13 protein-coding genes are annotated in these 23,088 nt (G+C 34.8%); 4 read left to right on the plus strand and 9 right to left on the minus strand.

The features are described from left to right. Window positions 1-113 precede the first annotated feature (113 nt). From ABWU45_RS01950 to ABWU45_RS01975, 6 genes are all read right to left on the minus strand, one after another. Window positions 114-2,993: a hypothetical protein gene (locus ABWU45_RS01950; protein WP_353278777.1), complete on the minus strand. Its 2,880-nt coding sequence runs from the start codon at window positions 2,991-2,993 to the stop codon at window positions 114-116. Beyond that, window positions 2,974-5,328: a type VI secretion protein gene (locus ABWU45_RS01955; RefSeq protein WP_353278779.1), complete on the minus strand. Its 2,355-nt coding sequence runs from the start codon at window positions 5,326-5,328 to the stop codon at window positions 2,974-2,976. Before ABWU45_RS01955 ends, ABWU45_RS01950 begins: the two co-directional genes overlap by 20 nt. Before the next feature lie 54 nt (window positions 5,329-5,382). Beyond that, on the minus strand, window positions 5,383-5,748 hold the full coding sequence (locus ABWU45_RS01960) for a hypothetical protein (RefSeq protein ID WP_264682951.1): 366 nt from the start codon (window positions 5,746-5,748) through the stop codon (window positions 5,383-5,385). A gap of 101 nt (window positions 5,749-5,849) precedes the next feature. Further along, on the minus strand, window positions 5,850-7,235 hold the full coding sequence (locus tag ABWU45_RS01965; RefSeq protein ID WP_353278781.1) for a DUF350 domain-containing protein: 1,386 nt from the start codon (window positions 7,233-7,235) through the stop codon (window positions 5,850-5,852). Window positions 7,236-7,367: 132 nt separating this feature from the next. Then, on the minus strand, window positions 7,368-8,363 hold the full coding sequence (locus ABWU45_RS01970) for an NAD(P)H-dependent flavin oxidoreductase (RefSeq protein WP_007302056.1): 996 nt from the start codon (window positions 8,361-8,363) through the stop codon (window positions 7,368-7,370). Window positions 8,364-8,368: 5 nt separating this feature from the next. Continuing rightward, complete coding sequence (locus ABWU45_RS01975) at window positions 8,369-8,890, minus strand: cytochrome b (protein WP_353278783.1); 522 nt, start codon at window positions 8,888-8,890, stop codon at window positions 8,369-8,371. 265 nt (window positions 8,891-9,155) lie between these two features. Between ABWU45_RS01975 and ABWU45_RS01980 the strand changes: the two genes are divergently transcribed. Beyond that, on the plus strand, window positions 9,156-10,328 hold the full coding sequence (locus tag ABWU45_RS01980) for an NADH-quinone oxidoreductase subunit D (RefSeq protein WP_353278784.1): 1,173 nt from the start codon (window positions 9,156-9,158) through the stop codon (window positions 10,326-10,328). 18 nt (window positions 10,329-10,346) lie between these two features. Here ABWU45_RS01980 and recJ read toward each other — a convergent pair whose 3' ends face one another. Further along, window positions 10,347-12,086: a single-stranded-DNA-specific exonuclease RecJ gene (gene recJ / locus ABWU45_RS01985; protein ID WP_019236680.1), complete on the minus strand. Its 1,740-nt coding sequence runs from the start codon at window positions 12,084-12,086 to the stop codon at window positions 10,347-10,349. A 666-nt stretch (window positions 12,087-12,752) separates the two neighbouring features. On the opposite strand from recJ, the gene miaB reads away from it, so the two are divergent. After that, a complete protein-coding gene (gene miaB / locus ABWU45_RS01990) occupies window positions 12,753-14,075 on the plus strand; it encodes a tRNA (N6-isopentenyl adenosine(37)-C2)-methylthiotransferase MiaB (RefSeq protein ID WP_264682955.1) in 1,323 nt (440 codons plus the stop codon). Window positions 14,076-14,130: 55 nt separating this feature from the next. Here the strand turns inward: miaB and ABWU45_RS01995 are convergent, their stop codons facing one another. Next, entirely contained in the window at window positions 14,131-14,364 is a 234-nt protein-coding gene (locus ABWU45_RS01995; RefSeq protein ID WP_010402600.1) for a hypothetical protein, read from the minus strand. A gap of 138 nt (window positions 14,365-14,502) precedes the next feature. Between ABWU45_RS01995 and ileS the strand changes: the two genes are divergently transcribed. Both ileS and ABWU45_RS02005 read left to right on the plus strand, forming a co-directional pair. Further along, window positions 14,503-17,673 (plus strand): isoleucine--tRNA ligase, encoded by a 3,171-nt coding sequence (gene ileS, locus ABWU45_RS02000; RefSeq protein WP_353278787.1) that lies wholly within the window; start codon window positions 14,503-14,505, stop codon window positions 17,671-17,673. Between the two features lie 44 nt (window positions 17,674-17,717). Next, window positions 17,718-20,738 (plus strand): hypothetical protein, encoded by a 3,021-nt coding sequence (locus ABWU45_RS02005; RefSeq protein WP_353278788.1) that lies wholly within the window; start codon window positions 17,718-17,720, stop codon window positions 20,736-20,738. Here the strand turns inward: ABWU45_RS02005 and pheT are convergent. After that, window positions 20,735-23,074: a phenylalanine--tRNA ligase subunit beta gene (pheT, locus tag ABWU45_RS02010; protein WP_353278790.1), complete on the minus strand. Its 2,340-nt coding sequence runs from the start codon at window positions 23,072-23,074 to the stop codon at window positions 20,735-20,737. The genes ABWU45_RS02005 and pheT overlap by 4 nt on opposite strands. Between the last annotated feature and the right edge of the window lie 14 nt (window positions 23,075-23,088).

Here is a 23,088-nt window from a genome sequence, read left to right on the forward strand (position 1 = left end):
TTATGGGAACTGAGATACAAGAAAAGAAACACTGGTTTGACATGCATCTGAACAGATACTCTCAGTGATGTAAATTCAACTTTACCCCATTTGCAACCATCAGGGTCCTTTGACTATAATCCTAACAATTCTTTTCTAATTTCTTCTTTAATTGTATCAATAATCTTTTGATCAAGTTTATTTATTAAGGAATCATCAATACCTGTGATATCATCTGGATTTTGTATCATTTTTTCAATAGCATCATCTATTTTTTTTACTCTTTTTTCATTAATTTCCTCAAATATAGGTTTAATGTTTGCGTAACCAGGAGCGCCCTTGCTATAACTTTTGCTGCTTTCGTTGATACAACCACCAGCACCATATGTTTTATTCACGTAGTTTTTACTACATTTTGTTACATCTTTATACCCAATCTCACCATTTTCTATATATGCTATTTTATTATCTTTACTAGAGTTTAGCTTGTCCCCTTTCTTAATTTCTTCTTTTAATTTTAAACTTTGTTCATGAATTATTGTATCTTTGTAATCCCTTCCCCCATAGGTTCTGTATGTACCTCCGCCTGCAACAGTAATTAAATCTTTACAAATTGTTTCTGAAGAGTCTCTGCACATTTTTATTAAAGTTGGTCTCCCATCCTTGTTAGATTCATCATCTTCTTGTCCACCACCTCCTTCTGTCACTTTTACTTTAATATATGGATAACTAGGGTTGACTCTCAGTTTAGCTTTAATGTAATCACCTGGCATTCCTAGTCTACTTACAGTAGACTGAGCTTTATCAGCTATATGACCAGCTTCACCACCTCCCCATGCTTCTATTTCAACGTAATCATACATTGACAGATCATCTGTATAGCCATCTCCAAGCTCATAAAGTTTTTGATCCCTGTCTTCAATAATCTTCTTCTTATGTTTCAATTGTGCTATTATTATTTCACGCAATCTCTTTTTTAAACCATCTAAATCGAACCTACACAATTTATCAGCATAAAAGACTTCTGTTCTATTTGCTTTAATCGGTTGATTTTTTAATTGTGTGCACTTTTGTATTTCACCTTTCTCGTTTTTTACTGTTTTACCATCCTTATCCTTGCAATCCACTTCTTCATATCTTAAGTAAAATAGTTTATCATTCTTATCTACATACTGTGTTGAGCGACTACATACTCCATCAAAGCAGAGGCAACCATCATCACCGTGATTACAGTTTTTTTCTTCATACTTTCCATCTGTTAACTCATATACTATTTTGCATTTGTCACAATTTTGTTTTGTATCTACCTCTTTATCCTCTTTTGCCATGCAATTGTCTCTAGGCTTATTTTCTTCAGGAATAGAAATATATCCTTTCTTATTGAATATTATTTTATTCAGTGCATCTTGTGGCTTTGCTAAAACATCAACTAATTCAATAATTCCCCCTTTTTTGCAAGGAAAATAATAAGATTGATTTGATTCTTTCGAGTAAACAGTATTGTGTTTAGCATAGCTTGCTCTCATTGACTTCAGTGATATTAGCTCACTTCCTTTTTCAAGAACGAATTCCTCCGGTTCTGGCTGCCAACCAGAAAGGCATAGCATTTTACTTTTAGGATTTTCTTTATATTTTATTTCTACTTTTGGATATCCTGAGCCATCTAGTTTGCACTTACCATTCTGAAGCTCTTTACATTCTGTTTCAATATCGGGAACATATCCATATTTTTCTAGAACTTCAAATTGCGAATTATTTTTTAATATACCTTCTATTACGCTATCGATGTCGCTTTTACTGTTACTGCTATCAGTTGTTTTTGCCACTATTGCTGGCTTTACTACTTTTAAAGGTAGATGGCCAACATATGTAGGAGAATTTTTATTAACATAAAAAGTACAGATGCCATTACTGTGAGTTCCACGTGCGTCATAAGTACAAACGTTCTCACTCATCTTCATTTTTACTTTTAGCGTATTTTCGCCTTTACCCTCATTAGGCTTTGGTATGCTCACTTCTTCAATCTTTGGAGCAGGTGGCGCTGGGAAGCAGCGAGCAGGAAATTGTAATTTTCTTTTGGACTCTTCTCTCTCAGTACCATAATATTCAGTGCAGAGCTGACCTTTTTTTCTATAAGTTTTAAAGTGATGGTGGGTATCTTTATCTGGAATAGAGTATGTAGCACTTTGAATGTTTTTATTACTTGAAATAACGCGTGGAAAAGGTAGCTCTCTTCTTTCCTTCAGCTCACCAATAATGACTCCAACTCTTTGATGGAAATAATCATTTTCTTCATTTGTTATAGGGACAATTCTAACTTGTGGTGGTGACATCGCAAGTTGTTCACAAAATGGAGGTGGGCCAGGTGCAAGTGGTACAGGCACACATTGTACTTTGGTTTGATAGCAGGTATCGCAAACTTTTTCCATCTCTCCAGGACGAAAAATATTTTCCCCAGAAAATACTCTAGAGCCCCATGAAGAAATTCCTGACATACAAGCCCCTTTTTGACTACAAGCACATATCTTAGGAGAATTAGCAAATTTTACTTTTTCTTCATCAGTAACACCATCTGCCCATTCCCATCCAAGACCTTGGGCAATTTCTCCTCCAGCTTTTGTTTTATCTCCTTCCCAATCTATAAAAGCTGCTGCAGAAACTCCAGCTCCTGTACTCTGCGTTCCATATATCTGGCGGCAGAATGTTCCACTGGATAATATATAACAGTTGTCGTTCCCTTCGTAATCGCAGACCTTAATCTTTGGATCGAAGTAACCTTCTGGTCCCTGATTATTTACTGCTGTAACTTTAATAAATTGCAATAATTTTTCGTCAAAATCTAAATCGCTCCACTTGCCTTTAAAAAAATTCGCAATACCTTTTCCTGCTTTACTTCCTGTAGCTTCAATTTCAGTATTACTTTTTACAAATGTTGGACAATCAGCATATCCTTGATAAGAAAGACAAAATATCAAGGAGAATATCAATAAAAAATTAAGCTTTACATTTTTCATAGAACGCCGGTAACCACCTACTCACTTTTTCGCCTTTTTCCTTTATTGCTTCATACATATACTTTATAGTCTCTTTATTAGCTGAAAGTACATGTATTTCTTTCATATTCTTCAAATCTAGATTTAAAGTTACTAAACCTTTGTATTGCTTTATCAAAAATAAACCTTCCTGTGTTGGTGTTTGCAAAATGACATTCAGTTCCTCTTTCGACAGAGAAAATGCCTTCATGTATAATCTGTTTGCATTGATGTTCGGCATCAGAATCCTGGTATCGACATGCTTATCTAAATATTGAGTAAACTTGCTAGCAAATGCTAGGTTTAAGTTTTCAGTACTTAGAATTACTACAACATTTAACTTTGTCATTCTTTGCATCCAGTCGTCAAACTCTCCCTCTGTAGGAAAAATATTACTTATCTCCCATGCTTCATCCAAAACAAGTATTGCAGGTGAGCCATCACATTTTGCTTCGAAAGAGTATAAGAAATAGTAAAGTATCACGGACATACATTCTTTTTGCTTAGTGAGATTTGCAGTATTGAGGGATATAGTTTTTGTTCCCCAGTCAATATCTGACTCATCACCATCTTGGAATAAGTAAGCAAATTCACCTTCACCACACCATTTACTTATTTTGCCTCCAAGAAGTAAAAGCACTTCAGAAATTTGAGAAATAGATCGTGATTCTCTTGGTATAGCAAATATAAAATCTACAATTTTTTTTGTCTTTTCTTCTACGTCTACCAAACTTGCATTTGCAACCATCCTTTTGATCAATTCAACAAGCATATTGCGATTAGAAGCACTATCTTCAATGTTCAGTGGGTTAAATTTTAGACTTTTATCTTTATATTTTGGATCAATTATGTAATATTGGCCGCTTACTGCTTTAGTAAATATTATTGATTTTCCAGTATTATCCAATATAACAATCCTAGGGTTAAATTTTCTTGATTCCGAAAGTAAGAAATTGATCAGTGAGGTTCTACCTGAATTTGGAGCTCCAAGTATTGTGGTATGACCATTATTTTTCTTTCCATGAAAGTTAAAAAAGTAAGGACTGCCTTTTTTTGAAAAAAAAACTGTTACTGCTTCTTTCCATCTTCCTCCTTTTAACGTACCTGATGTAAAATCATGCAACATAGCAAAGCTGCAAGCATATTTTTCTAATATATTTTTTGGTTGTGTAACAAAAGCAAAGTTTCCAGGAAGCTGTGCCCAAAAATGATTTTCCATGTGCAGATCAGTTCTAAACATCATCAACCCGATTAACGACATTACAGAGGATAAATCGCTGATATTTTTAGCTAACCTATTCTTATCATCTGCAAAGATTGTAACAATAATTTTCTGTTGACAAAAATCCATAGCAGAAATTTTTTCAAGCTCTATTATTTCATTTATTCCTGAGTTTTGAAGTAAGGTATTGTCCTCACTGATTTGCAGTATATTAATTTGTTTTTTGAATTCTTTTACTGCTTTATTATTACTAGTAAATATTATTATTTCTGTGATGATAAGCTCAGAGTCAAGTTGCAAACACCTATCTATATTTTCTAAGGGGATTTCTCGATATTCCTTTATGCAAAAAATAGAACCAAACTTCTGTTGACCTTCAAACGATGTTTGAAATTTATTGAAACCGAAAGCTACTTTTAGGTTTTTCACATGCTGCGATAGATCCCTTTCACATATTGGATAATCTTTGTGCGTTAATGTAATAATGTAATGGAGAAATTCCATCATTTGAGAATATATTTTGCCTTCACTAGACCTAAGGCCCAGTTTTTTAGCTCCAAAAGGTTCTAAATCTTTTTGAATCAGGTCAGTTATTTTTTGTAATTCTTGATGATTTTTTTGTAAAAATAACTTGTGCCTATTCTTTATCCCGCCAAAAAAAAATGCATTATTAATATTTTTGCCAAAATCACTAAGTAACACCACAATGTACAATTCATTTATATACTGTAGTTTACTATCAACTAGTTTATTAAACCACGTTGAGTGTAGCTGATCGGAAAAGTCTGCAGTTTTATTCCACTGTAAGCTCAGTTTATTGCGCTTACGGACAGTGTGAATCCAAACGGTAAAATATAAACTCTTGATATTTTTTGATATACTTTTTCTAATTTCAGTTCTAAGATCACCATAGTTATCAACTGAAGAATAGTCTTCTAATTTGATTATTTTTAACAATTCCCCCTGTTTTGTTAGTATAGTTTCTTCATCGTAGTGGCAAGCATAAGGGATAAAATCTAAATTAATACTTTCTAGTAACGCTAAATTGTTCTTTTTTTCAGAATTAGAGCTAGTGGCTGGTACTTTTGGTTGCATACAACATTATGTGTATTCAATAAAAAGATAATTAAAAAACATAAAAATACTATCTTAATTTTTATCTTTTTTTTCGCTGTCGGGCTGTAATTTTATATCTTTTGCAAAGTTGAATTTTTCTTTCAAGTAATCTGTTGCTTTTTCTGTACTCCCAAACATCATGATCAGTACACCAAACAGTATCATGAAGAAAATTAGACCTCTGAACACTACTGCAAGTATCACTGTAGCTATACATAACCCTATAATTGTCGAAGGATTCATATTTTCCATAGTATCTTTAACTGAAAATGAAGAAATAAGTTCTTTCAACGTTCCTGGTATATTTTTCAATTCATCACTTGCTTTGCTAGAACATGACATGAAGATAAAACTTAACAGGGCTACAATAGCAAAAACTTTACCCAATTGAATACGCATCAGCTAAATACCTTTAAGATACTCCTTAACTGTAACAATTTTTACATCAATAGGCAAGAACCGAATTCACTTGCTCACCATAAGTAACTCATATTTAATTTTTACCACGCCGCAAGCTTTTTATCGTCAACAAGAGGACTCACATTAATGGATGTCAATTTACTTGATAGAAAGTTTGAACGCAATTCAACTGCTGCAGCTGTAGCAAACACTGCAGCCACCACAAACAGTCCTGCTCCTACTAATCCTGATGTCATTGCTCCTGCAAAAATGCACCCTATTGCTAAGAGAGCAGAACTTGTTACAAGTGCGACGTGAAGGTTTTTGTTATTGAGTTGTTTAATTTTACTATTATTTTCATAATTATTGGATTGCATTGTATCTTTTACCTTACTGCCTGTCACTGAGATCACACAATGAGGCCCTTCTTCAGTCTTCTTATAATGTTTAGAAGGGGATCTTCTTCCGCTTGGGCCTTTGGGCCTTGTTTTGTTCGGATGTGCTAATTTTGTTTTTCCTTCATCTTCTAGTTGCAAACTATTATCTTCCTCAGCAGGGTTTAATTTTAAGTGTACACTTTCCTCAGATGAAATGCTTGTTACTGAAGTTAAGCTGTTCCTTCTGCTACTTGATGCCAAGCTAGATGAATTTATTCCACTATCTAAATCACTACTACTACTACTGAGTTTAGAAGTATTTGCACCACTTGGCACTTCTACAGCATTCACAGTTATATTAGGCTTTTCATTTTTTAAATCTTTACTATCAATCGAAAGATCAGATTGACTATTCAATTGTGATTGTGTGATCTTCTTTCTTGCTTGCGGTTGTTTTGATGTAAGAATTGTTGAAGCATCATAACGACCTGAACTTCTCAAGGAATTATATATTCCAGGGGTTCCTTTTCCACTTACACCCTTAGCTAAAGAATCCTTTTCCAGAGGATTAATACCTGAATTTTTGGGAATTTCAACTTCACCAGAAAGACTTTTTTTGTTAAATAGTTCCATAGTATTATTTTGTCTATTTGCTTGATTACTTCTAAGACTTTTCTGATTTTGAATAGTGCTACTAGAATGATCTTTGTCACTACTTTTATTAGTAATCCCTGTAATCTCTAAAATTATTTCTAATATTTTTCCTCTTCTTGTTGGTGATCTTTGTGATGATTTTTCTTCATTGTTAAGTACTGAAGATTTCATTAATTCCTCTGACTCTATCACTTTTGTTTTCAATGCTGGAAGGAAGTTGTCAATATAATATTTATAACATTCTTCTTGTTTTCTCAATGACTTTTCTAATTCAATTAATACGTTGGGAGCAGCTCCTTTGTTGAACAATTCTATGCATTCTGTGATAGTCCTATCTCCCTTTTTTGGACTTTCATTATTATGTGTTTTTTTTGTGACCTTTTTGTATATAGCATTGTACAATTGTTGATTAATATCTTCTTTACTCTTCTGATGTTTTGCAAAACGACTTAGCATAACATTTCTCCATACATAACAAAATGTATGAATACCTCTTTAGCGTTAATTTTAGATTAAAACTGGGCAGTTATGCCTTATTGCGGATAATTATAGCAATTTGCTAACTATTTTCTTTGCTGATTACTGATTTTACATTTCAACATAATTGCTTGCCTGTTGAACTAACATATCTATCACTTCTTTTACAGGCTTTTCTCTATCAACCATGCCAACACTTTGACCGGCCATTAAAGATCCTGTTTCAACATCTCCATCAATTACTGCCCTTCTTAAGGCTCCAGCCCAGAACTTTTCTATTTCAAGCTGCCCATTTTCTTTTGAGATTTCTCCATTTTGATATTTATCAATAATGTCTCTTTGATGCTCCATAAAATCGTCACTTGCTTTGTTAACTATAGCCCTTACTGGAATTACAGGGAAATCAGCACTAATCTGCACAGAAGATACAGCATTACGCGCAGCTGATTTGATGAATACTTCTTTAAAATTTTTGTGAGCGATTGACTCATTCGTGCAGACAAATAATGTACCTATTTGACAGCCACTTGCTCCCATTTCTAGGTAGTTCACTATCATTTCGCCTCTTCCTATTCCACCTGCAACAAACACCGGTGTTTTCTCATTTTTAAAATGAGGTAATATCTCTTGTGCGAGAACAGAAGTGCTAACAGGACCGATATGTCCTCCTGCTTCCATACCTTCTATTATTAACGCATCTACTCCCATTTTTACTAACCTTTTCGCGAGGCTTAATGCTGGTGCAAAACACATAACTTCAATGCCCGCACTCTTGATTTTTTCTATATTAGGCTTCGTTGGTAGTCCACCGGCAAGCACTATATGGCTTACTTTCGTTTCAATGCACACATCTATCAACTCACTCAACTTTGGGTGCATAGTAATTAGATTTACACCAAATGGTTTGTTAGTTAATTTCTGTGTCTCTATGATTTCTTTTTTCAGTAAGTCTGGAAACATTGCACCGCAAGCAATCACGCCAAATCCACCAGCATTTGAGATTGCTGAAACCAAATTTCTCTCTGAAACCCAGCTCATAGCGCCACCCATTATGGCAAACTCACTACCGAGAAAATTTGTTCCTTTTTTCCAGAGGCTACTTAACATATAACCTATATCATACGTTTAAAAATGTTTTGTTTATCTATAAATGTGTGTTTTAAAGCACCAATTATATGCAAGGCTATAAAGAGTATCATAAAATATGCAAGTATCGAGTGTAACTGATTAGCTGCACTAGCTAGATCTTCATTATGGTTGATTAATAAAGGGATATGGAAAAAATATTTGATCTCTTTGCTAGAAGCAGAAGACATGACATAACCAGATAGTGGCATTAGCACCATCAAAGCATATAAACCAAAGTGTATCGTTTTGCTCGCATTGATTACAAATCGAGAAAAATTGGCTGGTAATGGCGGAACATAAGTAAAGACGCGAAAAAATATACGTACTATAATTAATCCAAGAACGGTGATACCACAAGCCTTATGAACAGCGTATATGCTGAATTTAATTTCACTGCTAATCGGCAAATTTTTCATGTATAGTCCAGAACAAAGCATACCAATAATAAGAGCAGACATTAACCAATGAATGATCCTTAAACCTAAACTATATTTATTATCTTTCATTAATTTTGATTACTCTAAAGTAGAATTTATATAGTAGAAAAACTATTTCTCAATCAAAATTATCTATACATAATTTCGCTGCCTTGATCAACATAAGTGCAATAATTGTATGTGACACATAAACATTGTCTATCAGATCATGAAGAAGTGGTGAAGTTTTTGAGAGTTTTTCTATTGTAACGATGAGTTATAGCTTGTACAAGAAGCCTATTGACTTTAAGCACATTTTACCCTATACAATTCCAATACCTTAAGCTACCAAAGCATGCCTGATCTAAAGACAATGATGCTAAATTTTGGTCCTCAGCACCCAGCTGCACATGGGGTGCTACGACTTGTTTTAGAGATGGATGGTGAAGTGATCGAGAGAGCAGACCCCCATATTGGGCTTTTGCACCGTGGCACTGAAAAATTGATAGAACATAAAACATATCTTCAAGCTCTGCCTTACTTTGACCGCCTTGATTATGTGTCACCAATGTCACAAGAGCATGCATATTCGTTATGTGTAGAGAAATTATTGCAGTGCGAAGTTCCGATTAGGGCAAAATATTTGCGTGTTCTATTTTGTGAGCTGACAAGAATACTAAATCATTTACTAAATATCTCTTCTCAAGCACTTGATGTTGGGGCGATGACTCCTCTTTTATGGCTCTTTGAAGAGAGAGAAAAAATACTCGAGTTCTATGAAAGGGCCTCAGGTGCAAGATTTCACGCAGCTTATATAAGGCCAGGTGGACTTGCAGCAGATATCCCAGAAGGTTTGATTGAAGATATTGCAAAATTTATAGAGCAATTTCCAAAGTATATAGATGATGTTGATGAACTTTTAACGGAAAATAGGATATGGAAGCAACGCACTGTAGGAATTAGTGAAATATCAATAAAACAGGCGCTTGATTGGGGCTTTAGTGGACCAATGCTCCGTGCTGCTGGGCTTGCTTGGGATCTGCGAAAAAGCCAGCCATATGAGATATATGATCAGTTAGATTTTGATATACCTATCGGCCAAAATGGTGACTGTTATGACCGTTATTTAGTAAGAATGGCGGAGATTAGGCAATCTATTAGCTTGGTGAAGCAATGCATAGAGAAAATTCCTAAAGGGCCAATAAAAACTGAAGATAGAAAAATTTCTCCACCGCCAAGAGCAGAAATGAAAGAATCTATGGAGGCTATGATTCATCATTTTAAGCTTTATTCAGAAGGATATCATGTGCCAGAAGGTGAAGCTTACACATCTGTTGAGGCACCAAAAGGTGAGTTTGGAGTATATATAGTTTCAGATGGTACCAATAGACCTTATAGATGTCGAATAAGAGCACCTGGCTTTGCGCATTTACAGGCCTTAGATTTCATGGCAAAAGGACACATGCTTGCTGACATTGCAGCAATTATCGGTTCACTCGACATAGTCTTTGGTGAGATTGATAGGTAATTATTGTAAAATAGTAACTCAACTAATGGTCAATACATCCTCTATTAAAAACTGCACAAATTCATTGCCATTCCAGTAATTCATAGAGATTTTACCCAAAATGGCTTTAACATTACCCTGCATAATAGCAGAGCCGAGCTCAGTATTTGCACAGCGAAACGCAATAGCTTTGACCATAACATTATCATCAGCAATAAAACATTTTATATGATCAACTCCTATAACTTCCGGCTTTCTTATCTTTGCCCCTTGAATGATGAATCTCGGTTCAGGATTGCCAGCTCCAAATGGCTCTAAGCGCTGCAGTTGATTCCAAAGGGATAAGTTTATTGCTTTAGCTGTTACTATACCATCAGCTTTTATAGTTTTATCGTTTGTGGAGTTTGCAAATCTTTCAGTAAAAAAATCATGTAGATCACTTATTTTATCTTCTTCAATCGAAAATCCTGCTGCCATACTGTGACCACCACCTTCAATGATTAGGTTGGTAAATTTTGCAGAAAGAACCGCAGCACCAATATCTACTCCAGAAATTGACCTACAGCTTGCTTTTCCTATTCCATTGTTTAAAGATATCACTATCGTTGGTAAGTGAAACTGCTCTTTTAGTCTTGATGCAATGATACCAATTATTCCCTGGTGCCAATTACCACTTACCATTATAAAATTTACACCTAAGTGGGCAAAATTTTCCGCTTGTGTTGTGGCTTCCAAAATAGCTTCATTTTCTAGCATTTTTCTTGCATTATTCAAATCTATTAGTTTTAGCGCGATTGAATGTGCATCATCATCATCATCGGTGGAAAGCAACCTTGCACCGAGCGATGCTTCTCCAATTCTTCCTCCGGCATTTATACATGGCCCAATACTAAACCCTAATCGTGAAACACTTGGTTTTTCAAGGATTCCCAAAGCGTCAAACAAAACACGTAAGCCAACATTTTTTCTTGCTGACATAACTTTTAATCCTTGTAAAACAAAAGCCCTATTTAGGCCTGTAATCTGCATAACATCGCAAACAGTTCCAAGAGCAACCAAATCCAGTAGATCAAATAAATCTGGTTCTTTTTTGTTGGTAAAAAATCCTTGCTCACGTAGGATTCTGTTAAGAGCAACAATTAGCAGAAATGACACTCCAACTGCTGCTAAGTTATTATAAGGAGAGCTCTCATCAAGGCGGTTGGGATTAACAACTGCTACAGCACTTGGTAATTTTTCTGTTCCAAGGTGATGGTCGACAACTATAATATCAAGTCCAAAGACTTTTGCATCTTCTATTGGTTGATATGCAAGCGTACCGCAATCAACAGAAATACATAAATCAATACCATTCTTTTTAAGTTGTAATAAAGCATCTGTGTTCAATCCATAGCCCTCATCAACACGATCTGGAATATAGATTATAGAGTGTGTCCCAATCGCTCTTAGGTACCTATTAATCAATGCTGATGACGTTGCACCATCAACATCGTAATCACCAAATATTGCAATATTCTCATTATTGTTTATTGCTTTTATTATGTGAGAAACAGCTTTATCCATATCAAGGAGGTGAAAGGGATCTGGTAATAGCGATCTGATTAGTGGGTGTAAGAAGTCATGTGCATTTTCTATGTTAACACCACGAGCAACTAATATTCTTGCTAATATTTCTGGCAACTCAAATCTCTGTATAAGAGTAAAAATCTCCCTTTGATCTGCTTCTTGTAACTTCCACAGTGCATTTGTTATGCTGCGTTTTTCAATATCAAGTAGCATATTTTTTGTAAATAAAACTACTTTACCAGAACTTTTACGCTTGTTCTATAATTGTGTTAGACTTCTGTATAACCTAAAGAAAGATATAGGAGAGTGTCACTCGAAAGGAATCACATTTATTTTGACAAAGAGCATCTGTAAAATCTGATACTTCTTCTTGCATAACATGCTCTTTAATTAGTATTGTATCTATATTAGCATATAAGTGTGAATATTATATTAGTGTAATTACTTTTTGGTATACATGACAAATTTATGCCTGGAAACAGTTTTTGGTTACTCAAACCTTTTCTACCTTTATTTCATATTCTTTAAAGTATTTTTTGCACTTTCTTTATAAAAACCATAGGTACCAATCGGTTTTTAGCTTAAGAATAAAGGTTAAGTATCTGGAATTCTGGACATAAAATCCTCCTGAAAGATTAGAAAGAAAATGCAGCGCACATACAACAGAATTTGAACACGTGCTGAAGAAGATACACTACGTTTTTTTTTGAAAAATTGACTGAAAAGTCTGCAGACGAAGATAGATTTTTGAGCTCTTAAAATACCTCTACTGTTAGAGTAAGGAAAGCGAGAAGGTTTGTCAAGCAATCTTTATTGGCTGTTGTACTAGAATTCAGTTTTTCGTATAATTTGCTAGAATTTGTGTGAAGAATTTTAAATATGAAAGGCCTATATATTAAAACTTACGGCTGTCAGATGAACGTTTATGACTCCATTTTAATGGAGAATATAGTTAAGCCTTTAGGGTTCAACGTTGTTAGTGATGCAGAACAAGCTGATTTGGTGATATTAAATACTTGTCATATTAGAGAAAAGGCAGCAGAAAAGCTTTACTCAGAGCTTGGAAGAATCCATTCATCACAAAAAAATAAGGAAATGACCATAGTGGTGGCTGGATGTGTAGCGCAAGCAGAGGGAGAAGAAGTGTTCAGAAGGGCTCCTTTTGTTGATATTGTTGTTGGTCCGCAGAGTATTTCTGCTTTACCGGAGTTAATAGTCAAAGCAAGCAGAAGTAAAGGTCATGTAATAAATACTGATTTTCCAGAAGTTGCGAAGTTTGATAAATTGCCAGATGAATGCTATGGCAATAGCCAGGGGTCTTCTGCGTTTCTTGCCATACAAGAAGGTTGTGATAAATTTTGTACGTTTTGTGTGGTACCATATACACGCGGGGCTGAGTATTCACGACCAGTAAATGAAATATTCCGTGAAACATTGAAGTTAGTTGCAAATGGGGCAAGGGAAATCAATTTGCTCGGTCAAAATGTTAATGCTTATCATGGAGAGTGCGAAGGAGAGGTGTGGGATTTAGGAAAATTAATTAGTCACATTGCTAAAATTGAAAAGCTAGAAAGAATCCGCTACACAACTTCTCATCCAAGAGATATGCACGAATCTCTCTACTTGGTACATGCGGAGGAATCAAAACTCATGCCGTTTGTTCACCTACCTGTGCAGTCAGGTTCGAATAAAATATTGCATGCAATGAATAGAAAACACACGGCAGAGGAATATTTGGGAATAATAGACAGATTGCGCAAATTGAAACCTGAAATTGAATTTTCTTCTGATTTTATCGTTGGCTTTCCTGGAGAAACTGAAAAAGATTTTGAAAAAACTATGAAATTAGTAGAAAAAATAAAATATGCTCAGGCTTATAGTTTTAAATATAGCCCAAGGCCAGGAACGCCAGGGGCGGAAAGAAAAGATCAAGTACCAGAAGAGGTTAAAACAGAGCGCCTTCTTCGTTTACAGGAATTAATTAGCAAGCAACAACTTGAATTTAATCAGAGTATGATAGGAAAAACTATTCCTGTTCTATTCAGTGATAAAAAAGGTAAACACCAAAATCAAATTATTGGTAAAAGCCCATACATGCAATCAGTATGCGTTGATGATCCTGACGATAAATACAAAGATAAAATAGTAAATGTAAGGATATTGGAAGCTCGGCAAAATAGTTTGTTGGGATGCGCTGCCTAATTAGAGAAAAGTGCTCCCATGGTCTCATGTAGAAGCACTTTGTGTGTTTTATAAGCTATCTAGATTTAATCCTTAAAGGACTACAACTCTCTGTTACGCAATCATATGAGACTTGATATAATAGATTTGCGGGATTTTTTTTCTTTTCCCACTGATAGTGTACTTTTTCAACCTTTCCAGAATTATTATATTCATAAGAAAGCGATCTCCAAATAACGCTGCTTTTACTATTATTTTTGTTAGCATCGTGAAATTTCTGATAAGGCCAACTGTTATTGTCTTTATTCATCTTTAACTTAAGTAAATAAGTCTGATTTATTAATATGCTGTATAATAATGTCAACACCTATCAATGTTTATAGAAACAGAGTTTTTGGATTTGTAATTTTCTGGAAAGCTCTATATTCTTTGATTTTATCCAGTTAAAATGAATATGAAGTATTATCCTGATACAAGCAGCAGTCCTGATTTTTCATTGCTAGAAAAGGAAATCATAAAATTTTGGCAGGAAAATAAAATTTTTGAGCAGTCAGTCGAGAAACGTTCCAAGGATCATTGTTTTGTATTTTATGATGGGCCTCCGTTTGCAAATGGACTTCCGCATTACGGACACTTGCTTACTGGTTTTATAAAAGATGCATTTGCAAGATATCAAACTATGCTGCAAAAAAGGGTTGAACGCAGATTTGGTTGGGATTGCCATGGGCTACCGGCTGAGATGGGCGCGGAAAAGGAACTTAGAATATCTGGTAGAACTGAGATAGAGAAATTTGGCATTGAAAAATTCAATAATCATTGCCGTACTTCTGTGATGAAATTTTCATCAGAATGGGAGAAGTATGTAAATAGACAAGCAAGATGGGTAGATTTTCACAATGACTATAAGACTATGGATAAGTCATTCATGGAGTCGGTCATGTGGGCATTTAAGCAGCTTTATGATAAAGGTCTGGTGTATGAATCAATACGCGTTGTTCCCTATAGCTGGGCGTGCGAAACTCCACTCTCTAATTTTGAAACAAGGCTTGATAATGCATATAGAGAAAAAATTAGCAAAGCTGTAACTGTTGCTTTTGAACTTTTAGAAAATCCAAAGCAATTTAAACAAAAATGTAGATTACTTGCTTGGACTACAACGCCTTGGACGTTGCCGAGCAATCTTGCACTGGCAGTAGGGGAGGATATTGAGTATTGTATGGTGTTAGTAAATGGTGAAGTCTGCATCTTTGCTGAAAGTTATTTAGAGAAATTTGTCAGCCACTGTGAACAAAGCAATATTCAATATGAAAACTGTAATACAAAACTTAAAGCGAGTGATCTTGCAGGTCTTTCCTATAAACCACTGTTTGATTACTTTAAAGATACAAAGAATGCGTTCCGTGTTTTCATTGCTGATTATGTTACAGGAGAAGATGGTACTGGTGTTGTGCACACTGCTCCTGGATTTGGTGAAGAAGATTTTTACCTTTGCCAAAGCCATGATATTCGAGCTGTTTGTCCAGTTGATAACGCTGGAAAATTTACTACTGAAGTTTCAGATTTGGCAGGAGTTCATGTTTTTGATGCCAATGATACAGTAATCAAGAAATTAAAAAGGCAGGGGAGCTGGTTTAAAACTGAGCAATATATTCACAATTATCCACACTGCTGGAGAACTGACACTCCTTTAATCTACCGCACTATGCCTTCTTGGTATGTTGCTGTGACAAAGTTTAAGGGAAGAATGACAGAGCTAAATAAGAGAGTTAATTGGATGCCAAATCATATAAGAGATGGTCAATTTGGAAAATGGCTTGAAGGAGCGCACGACTGGTCTATTTCACGCAATCGATTCTGGGGTACTCCAATTCCTGTGTGGAAATCAGACGATGCAAAATATCCAAGAGTGGATGTGTATGGCTCAATAGCAGAACTAGAGCGAGACTTTAATGTTAAGATAGATGACTTGCACAGACCGTTTATCGATACTTTGACGAGACCAAATCCTGATGATCCAACAGGAAAATCAGTTATGCGTCGTGTGCCTGATGTGTTTGATTGTTGGTTTGAGTCTGGCTCGATGCCGTTCGCGCAAGTTCACTATCCGTTTGAAAATAAAGAATGGTTCGAGAAAAATTTCCCTGCGGATTTTATCACTGAATATATAGCACAAACAAGAGGATGGTTCTATACGCTTTTTGTGCTTTCCACTGCTTTATTTGACAGTGAGCCATTTAAGAACTGCATATGCCACGGTGTGGTTCTTGATGTGAAAGGGCAGAAATTATCCAAACGTCTGAATAATTATGCGGACCCAATGGAAGTGTTTGACAAATATGGTTCTGATGCGCTGCGTTTTCTTATGCTGTCTGGTTCCATTGTCTGCGGTGGTAATTTACTACTCGACAAAGAAGGAAATTTAGTGCGTGATGTTCTGAAAAACGTAATAAAACCTATTTGGAACAGTTATCACTTTTTTACTATGTATGCAAATGCAGATGGAATTAAAGCTGAGATTTGTAGGGATTATCAGAATACTATTGATTGCTACATGATTTCAAAATGTTTTGAAGCTGTGGAAGGTATGCGAGCTTCTATGAACAACTATAACTCTCAGGAAGCTTGCAAAATCTTGACAGATTTTTTTGAAGTGCTAAATAATTGGTATATTCGTCGCAGTCGCGAGCGTTTTTGGAAAAGTGACTTAGATCAAGATAAAACGGACGCTTATAATGTTCTGTACACAGTTTTTTATTACATGCTTCGAGCTGCAGCTCCTTTGTTGCCACTCATAACAGAGACTATATGGCAAGGGCTTCAGTACAAAGAAACATCTGTTCATTTGGCTGATTTTCCACAATCAGATAGATATGACAGTGAACTCATTGCCAAGATGGATTTGGTAAGAGAGATATGTAACTCTGCATTATCCATCAGAAATACGTTTAACATGCGCATCAGGCAGCCACTTGGCAGTATGACCATTTATCATAGGTCTTCCTGCGATTTCCTTGAAAATGAATATCAAGAGATAATAAGAGATGAGGTGAATGTAAAAGAACTAGAAATAGTAAGTGAGTTGAAAGAAGTTGCGTCACTAGAGCTAAAACTAAATTTTCCGCTACTTGGTAAGAAGGTTGCAGATAAAATCAAGAAACTAGTTCAATATGTCAAAGAAGAAAAGTGGAAGCAAATTGAGAATGAGCAAATATTTCTGGGGGATGAAACAGAGAACTATACTATAGAAAAAGGTGAATATGAACTATTGTTAAAAGCAAACAGTGAATATTCTTCTGTATTTGATAACAATAAAGGGATTGTTATTCTGAGCACTGAGCTCGATGATGAACTAATTCTAGAAGGGCTTGCGAGAGATGTTGTGAGGCTTATTCAAGAAACTAGAAAACAAGCTGATTTTCATATATCAGATAGAATCAGAGTAATAATTAAAGCAGAAGATGAAAAAATTAAGGAAGCAATAAATACATGGGTTGAATATATAAAAGATCAGACCCTTGCCTTATCTTTGGACACTAATAAAGAGATTGAGGCCGATTTCTATTCTAAGGAATACCAAGGTTTGACAGTTGGTATTAAGTTAATAAAGTTGCAAAGTTAGTAATGTTTATGCTATACTTAAATTGCTTTAAGTAGGGTGGTGATATGAATCAAGTTGTTGCAGATGGTCATAGAGAAGTTATTGATTTAAATAACAACAGTGATGGTTCAGGTGAAGTAAAATCTACTTCCGATGTTACTTCGGAAGAAGAAGAGGAATTTTTTGATGCTGTGGAAGCTGTTTCTAATGTAGAAGAAGGAAATAATTTAAGTCTTGCTACTTCAGAGGAGAAGGAAGAGTTTTTTGATGCTATGGAACAACAAGAATCTACTTACGATTTAGAGGAAGTGGAAGAATTCTTTGATAGCAAGGCTGCTACTTTTGATATTCCACTCAGTATATTTCATTATAAAGATTATAATTCTGACTTTTTTACCTCCTGGTATAATATGTCAAGCGAAATATTGAAAGAGATAAACAGAGCTTGCCCAGAGAAGAAAATATTAAATTTAGCTCTGTCAGTTTTAATGGTCCCTTATATTGCTTTTACTGCGCTGGGGTTAGTCATATACAGTAGATTTAAAGCAAATAGCAAGACACAAGAAGGTGTAGTGGAAGATAAGACAAAAAAGAGTGAAACAGGTGTGCCAAAAAGATTGGCATATGGCGCTCTTGCTGCAATGGCAATTTTTGTTAATGTGACTGTGCTTGTAGCCTTAATCGTTCCTGCAACAGTTGCTTTGGCTACTTTTTATCTTTTAAATAGAGAGTTATCTCACTCTTTAGTTACTGCTCTTAAAATAAGTATGGGGCAGTATTCTAATAAGCACCAAAATATAGAGGTATCTTTTCATGAAATGGAGGTTTCTGAGTCAAGCATTGCATATGATATGGAAATAAAGTTTCCACCACAATTTAAACAATTACTTAAAGATTTATGCGAGAATGAAGATAATAAGTGGTTTAGTGTAACGCGGGATTCAGAGCGCAATATCGTACTAAAATTGTCAACTAACATCAATTTAAAAAATGGTCTTAAGCCCTTACATAGTGAAATCAAGAATGTGCTTGCAACTTCGATTCAAGAATGCGCAAGAACTATGGGAAAGCTGGTGAGTCCAAAAAAGAAAGATACACATGATAAACCGAAGGAATTATTGAGTAAATTCAGGCTGAAAGTGGTGAGTAGCATAGATTCTAAGTTGACAACTCACTTAATAGAAAATGCTTATCAAGTTGCTTTTATACAAGCAATTAAGTTTCAGCAAAATAGACGGGGAAAAGATTTTGCACTGGAGGATGAGCTAAAAAATACTTTAGTGAAACAGAAATTAGAAAGTCAAGGTAAGGAATTACCAAATGAGAAAGAAGTGATAATCAAAGATTTGAGAGAAGCAGGAGCAAAAGTACCAGATATCTTAGAAGATAGTGAGCTTCCTGTATTTAAAGCAGAATGGGAACGGCTTAAAGAAGAAGGGAAAATAGCTGAGAGGGCAATTATTGATGTTTATGAGGATATAAATCCTGAAAAAACAGAAGAAGCTCTAAATAATGCTAAAAAAGGAATTGAGGATTTAAAGAAAAAAGGAGAAGAAAGATATACTAAGATACATAAAGAACTGAAAAAAGTATATGATGAAGAAAAAAATAACTTCACAAACGATAATTTAGAAAAGAAATCAAAAGATTTTTTAGAAGAGGAGGGACCAGATGGGATATACGAAAAATTGAAAAAAATATTTAAGGATATAAAAGAGAATAACTCAACATATGGTGTTTTAGAAAGCAAATTAAGAGATTTTTTAAAAGAAGCAGGAGAAGATAAGGGACATGCAAAATTGAAAGGAATATACGAGATTATAAAAAAGAATAGCTTAGCGGAGGATAATTTAAGAAGAAGATTAGAAGGTCTTTTTAAGTTCGAATATGGTAATCAAGAAGTTAAGCGAAGACTAGTAAAATCAGTAATGAGAAAAGCAAAGGGTGAGTTAAGCCTGTTAGGAATATTAAGCTTAATAGACCAGTTTCGAGATTTAGAAGAGGAGATAAAAGGTCCTTTGAATGGGGAAAGTTTAGAAGAAGCTTCAGGTAAAGTGAATGATTTTATAGCAAAGATGTATTTAGAAATAACGAAATGTAAAATGCAAAATTTATTTAAAGGTCAAGCAAAGGGTATAGAGAATTCATGTAAGTTATTAGAAAGGGAGGCACCAGATCTAGTAGAAAAGATTAATTCACATCGAGTGAGAATTGAAAAATACTTAAAAAGACCTGAAAAACCTATGCTATTGAGAAAAATAATAGAAGGGAGTAAGGATTTAAATAAGTACTTAAAAGATGAGCAAGAGAGAAGAGGAGAAAAGCATCCAAATACAAAGCTAGTACAGAAGCACTTAGAAAATAACAAAGAAATTCTAAAAACATTAGAACAGTTGAAATTGGAAGAAAAAGGATTATTGATAAATGAAAAAACAATAAATGATTATAGAGAAGAACTAGAATCTCGTGAAAAAATAAAATTTGCAATAATAGAAGATGATTTACTGAAGGCGTTCGAGCATGAAACTTTTAACGAAGAAGCAATTAAGAAATTATTAGAGAGAGCAGAACTTGAGTACTATTTTGCAGAAAAGTGCATAAAAAGTCCTGTGATTAAGACAAAAGACAATATCAAACATTTTTGTCAAGATTTATTGTCTCCTTTAATAAATAGGTTGGTGGAAAATATAGTAAATAATGTACCAAAAAGTGATAAGAGTTCATGGCTGCAGCCTATAAAAGCTATTAGGACAGGCTTGGGATATATTCAAACAGGTCTTGCCGTTGCAATGCGTGGGGATAAGAGCACAGAAGGGAAAGCATTGAGTGTGGCACATGATACTCATAAGGAAGTAGAGACATTTCTTCAACATTTTCAATCAAGTTATGAGGAAGTAGGAGTTTTTTTGGGTAATTTATTTTCTGATGATGGAACGACATTTAAAAATGATGTATGGCCTAAAGTAGAAGAGCATTTGCATGGAATGTGGGATAGGTTTTTCAAGGATATTGAATTCAAGATAGGAAATAAATTGGATGAAGTAAACGTGACACAGCAAAATCAGGAAACGGCGATTACGGCTTAATGATGAGCTCTCAAAGTTCCTTCAGTATTTTCACACACTAAGTTGACTATCATATTTGATTCTTTTTGGATTTCCTCTTCAGTTAAAGTGTGAGTTGGAGAGCAGAAAGTAACTGAAAATGCTATAGACATCTTATTCGATTCTATATTGTTTCCATGATATACATCAAATATCAAAACTTCTGTGATGAGCTCTGAGCTTTTTTTCACCATATTGATTATACTGCCTGCTGCTACATCTTTATTTACAATAAATGCAAAGTCGCGTTTTACACTTTGATATTTATAATCGATAAATTTTTTTCTACTTATAGGTAAATTTTCGATATTTTCTAATATCAACTCAAAGCCTACAATTTTTTGTTTGATGTTAAAAAAATCCAATATACTCGGATGCAATTCTCCAAAATAACCAACTATTTTACTTCTAAAAGATAAGGAGCCTGATTTTCCTGGGTGATAATATTCTTTTTCTGCTCTCTCTATTGCTAAATTATCACAATTGACATTAAAAAGTTCCAAAGCTGTTATGAGGTCAGCCTTTGCGTCAAAAATATCTATTTTTCTATCAGTGTTATAGTGGTTTTTCGGCGAATTATTTCCTGATCTAATTCCACTTAAAACGTACTTAGACTGAGCCTCACCATTATAAATTGGTCCAATTTCAAAAATTGCGAGATCAGATATCCCGTGAGCAATATTATCTGCAGTGACTTGCAACAAATTTGGTATGACACTTGGCCTCATTATATTGAAGTTATTATTAAATGGATTATCGATAATGAATAACTTATTCAAGTAACCAAACTTTTCAGCTATTGATTCACTCATAAAAGACCAAGTTATCACTTCATGAAATCCTCTGCTTGTCATTAAAATGCGCAAATCATCTTGTGTCTCTTCTTCTACTGTAACGTCTTCTGCTAGTTGCTCTTCCTTTATTTTATCATAGCCGTATATTCTTACTGCCTCTTCAACTAAGTCAGCAGGTATGGTTACGTCCGGTCTCCAGCTTGGTACTTGTATATTCCAATTACCTTCGGTTTTTTTATCGATACTAAACCCTAGCTTTGTTAAAATATCGAATAGCTCATTAGGTGATGCAGATACACTTCCAAGTTTGTTTGCATCTTGATAATCAAAATTTATCTTGGTATCAGCCTTATTCAAATTGCCAGCAGACACTATGCTTGACACTTCTCCGCCACATAAATCCAAAATCATTTTGGCTGCAAGATTGAGTCCATCAAGGGTAAATTCAGGGTCAATTGAACGTGCAAACCTGTAACTTGCGTCTGTGGAGATGCCTAATTGCCTTGAAGATTTAGTGATAGAGATAGGATCAAACCAAGTAGACTCTAAAAAGATATCAGTAGTTTCAAGTGTACATTCGCTATACTTGCTGCCCATAATTCCAGCAATTGCATGAACATTTTTATCATCAGAAATAACACTTATGTCTTTATTTAATGAGTATTCTTTATCATTTAAACCAATAAATTTTTCTCCATCGTTTGCTTTACGTACTGTGAGCTCTCCTTCTATTTTTTTTGCATTATATGCATGCATTGGGCGATTAAAGGATATCATGATGTAATTAGTAATATCAACTATTGCAGAAATGGAGCGCATTCCTATCGATTCCAGACTATCTTTTAGCCATTTTGGACTCTCTTTATTTTTTACATTAGTGATATATACTCCACTAATAAAACTCTCCCCATCGATGACTTTGACGTTTATTAGTGAGTTCATAGAATCGGTAAGTTGTGGAATGATTAAAGTCTTTAACGTTCCAATTCCAGTTGCTGCTAGATCACGTGCTATTCCATAAACACCTAGGCAATCTCCACGGTTTGGAGTGATGTTTATGTCAATTATAGGATCGCAATTGAAAAATTTATCTCCTGTTTTATAATCATCAGAAAGCTCGATTATTCCTTCACTTTCATCTTGAGTCAGCGAAAGCTCAGAGGCAGAGCAGAGCATCCCTTCACTTAGCACTCCTCTTATTTTTGTAGGCTTAATTGTAAAGTTGCTTTCTGGCAATGTGCTACCAAGAGATGCAAGTACAGTCTTCATGTCTTCTTTAACATTTTTTGCTCCGCAGACTATCTGCAGAACTTTACTTCCATCATTTACTTTACATAATTTTAATTTATCAGCATTTGGATGAGGTGCGACTTCTAATACTTCTGCAACAACAAACCCGGCCAATCTGGAATTGTCGATCACATTCTCTACTTCCAACCCTATGTGAGTTAATTTATCAGTAATTTCCTCTAAACTAGCATTGGTTTCTAAGTACTCTAGTAACCAAGATAATGTGAACTTCATTTATCTAACAAGAA

Origin of the sequence: Wolbachia endosymbiont (group B) of Longitarsus flavicornis, assembly GCF_964028135.1 — a bacterium.
Taxonomy (GTDB): domain Bacteria; phylum Pseudomonadota; class Alphaproteobacteria; order Rickettsiales; family Anaplasmataceae; genus Wolbachia.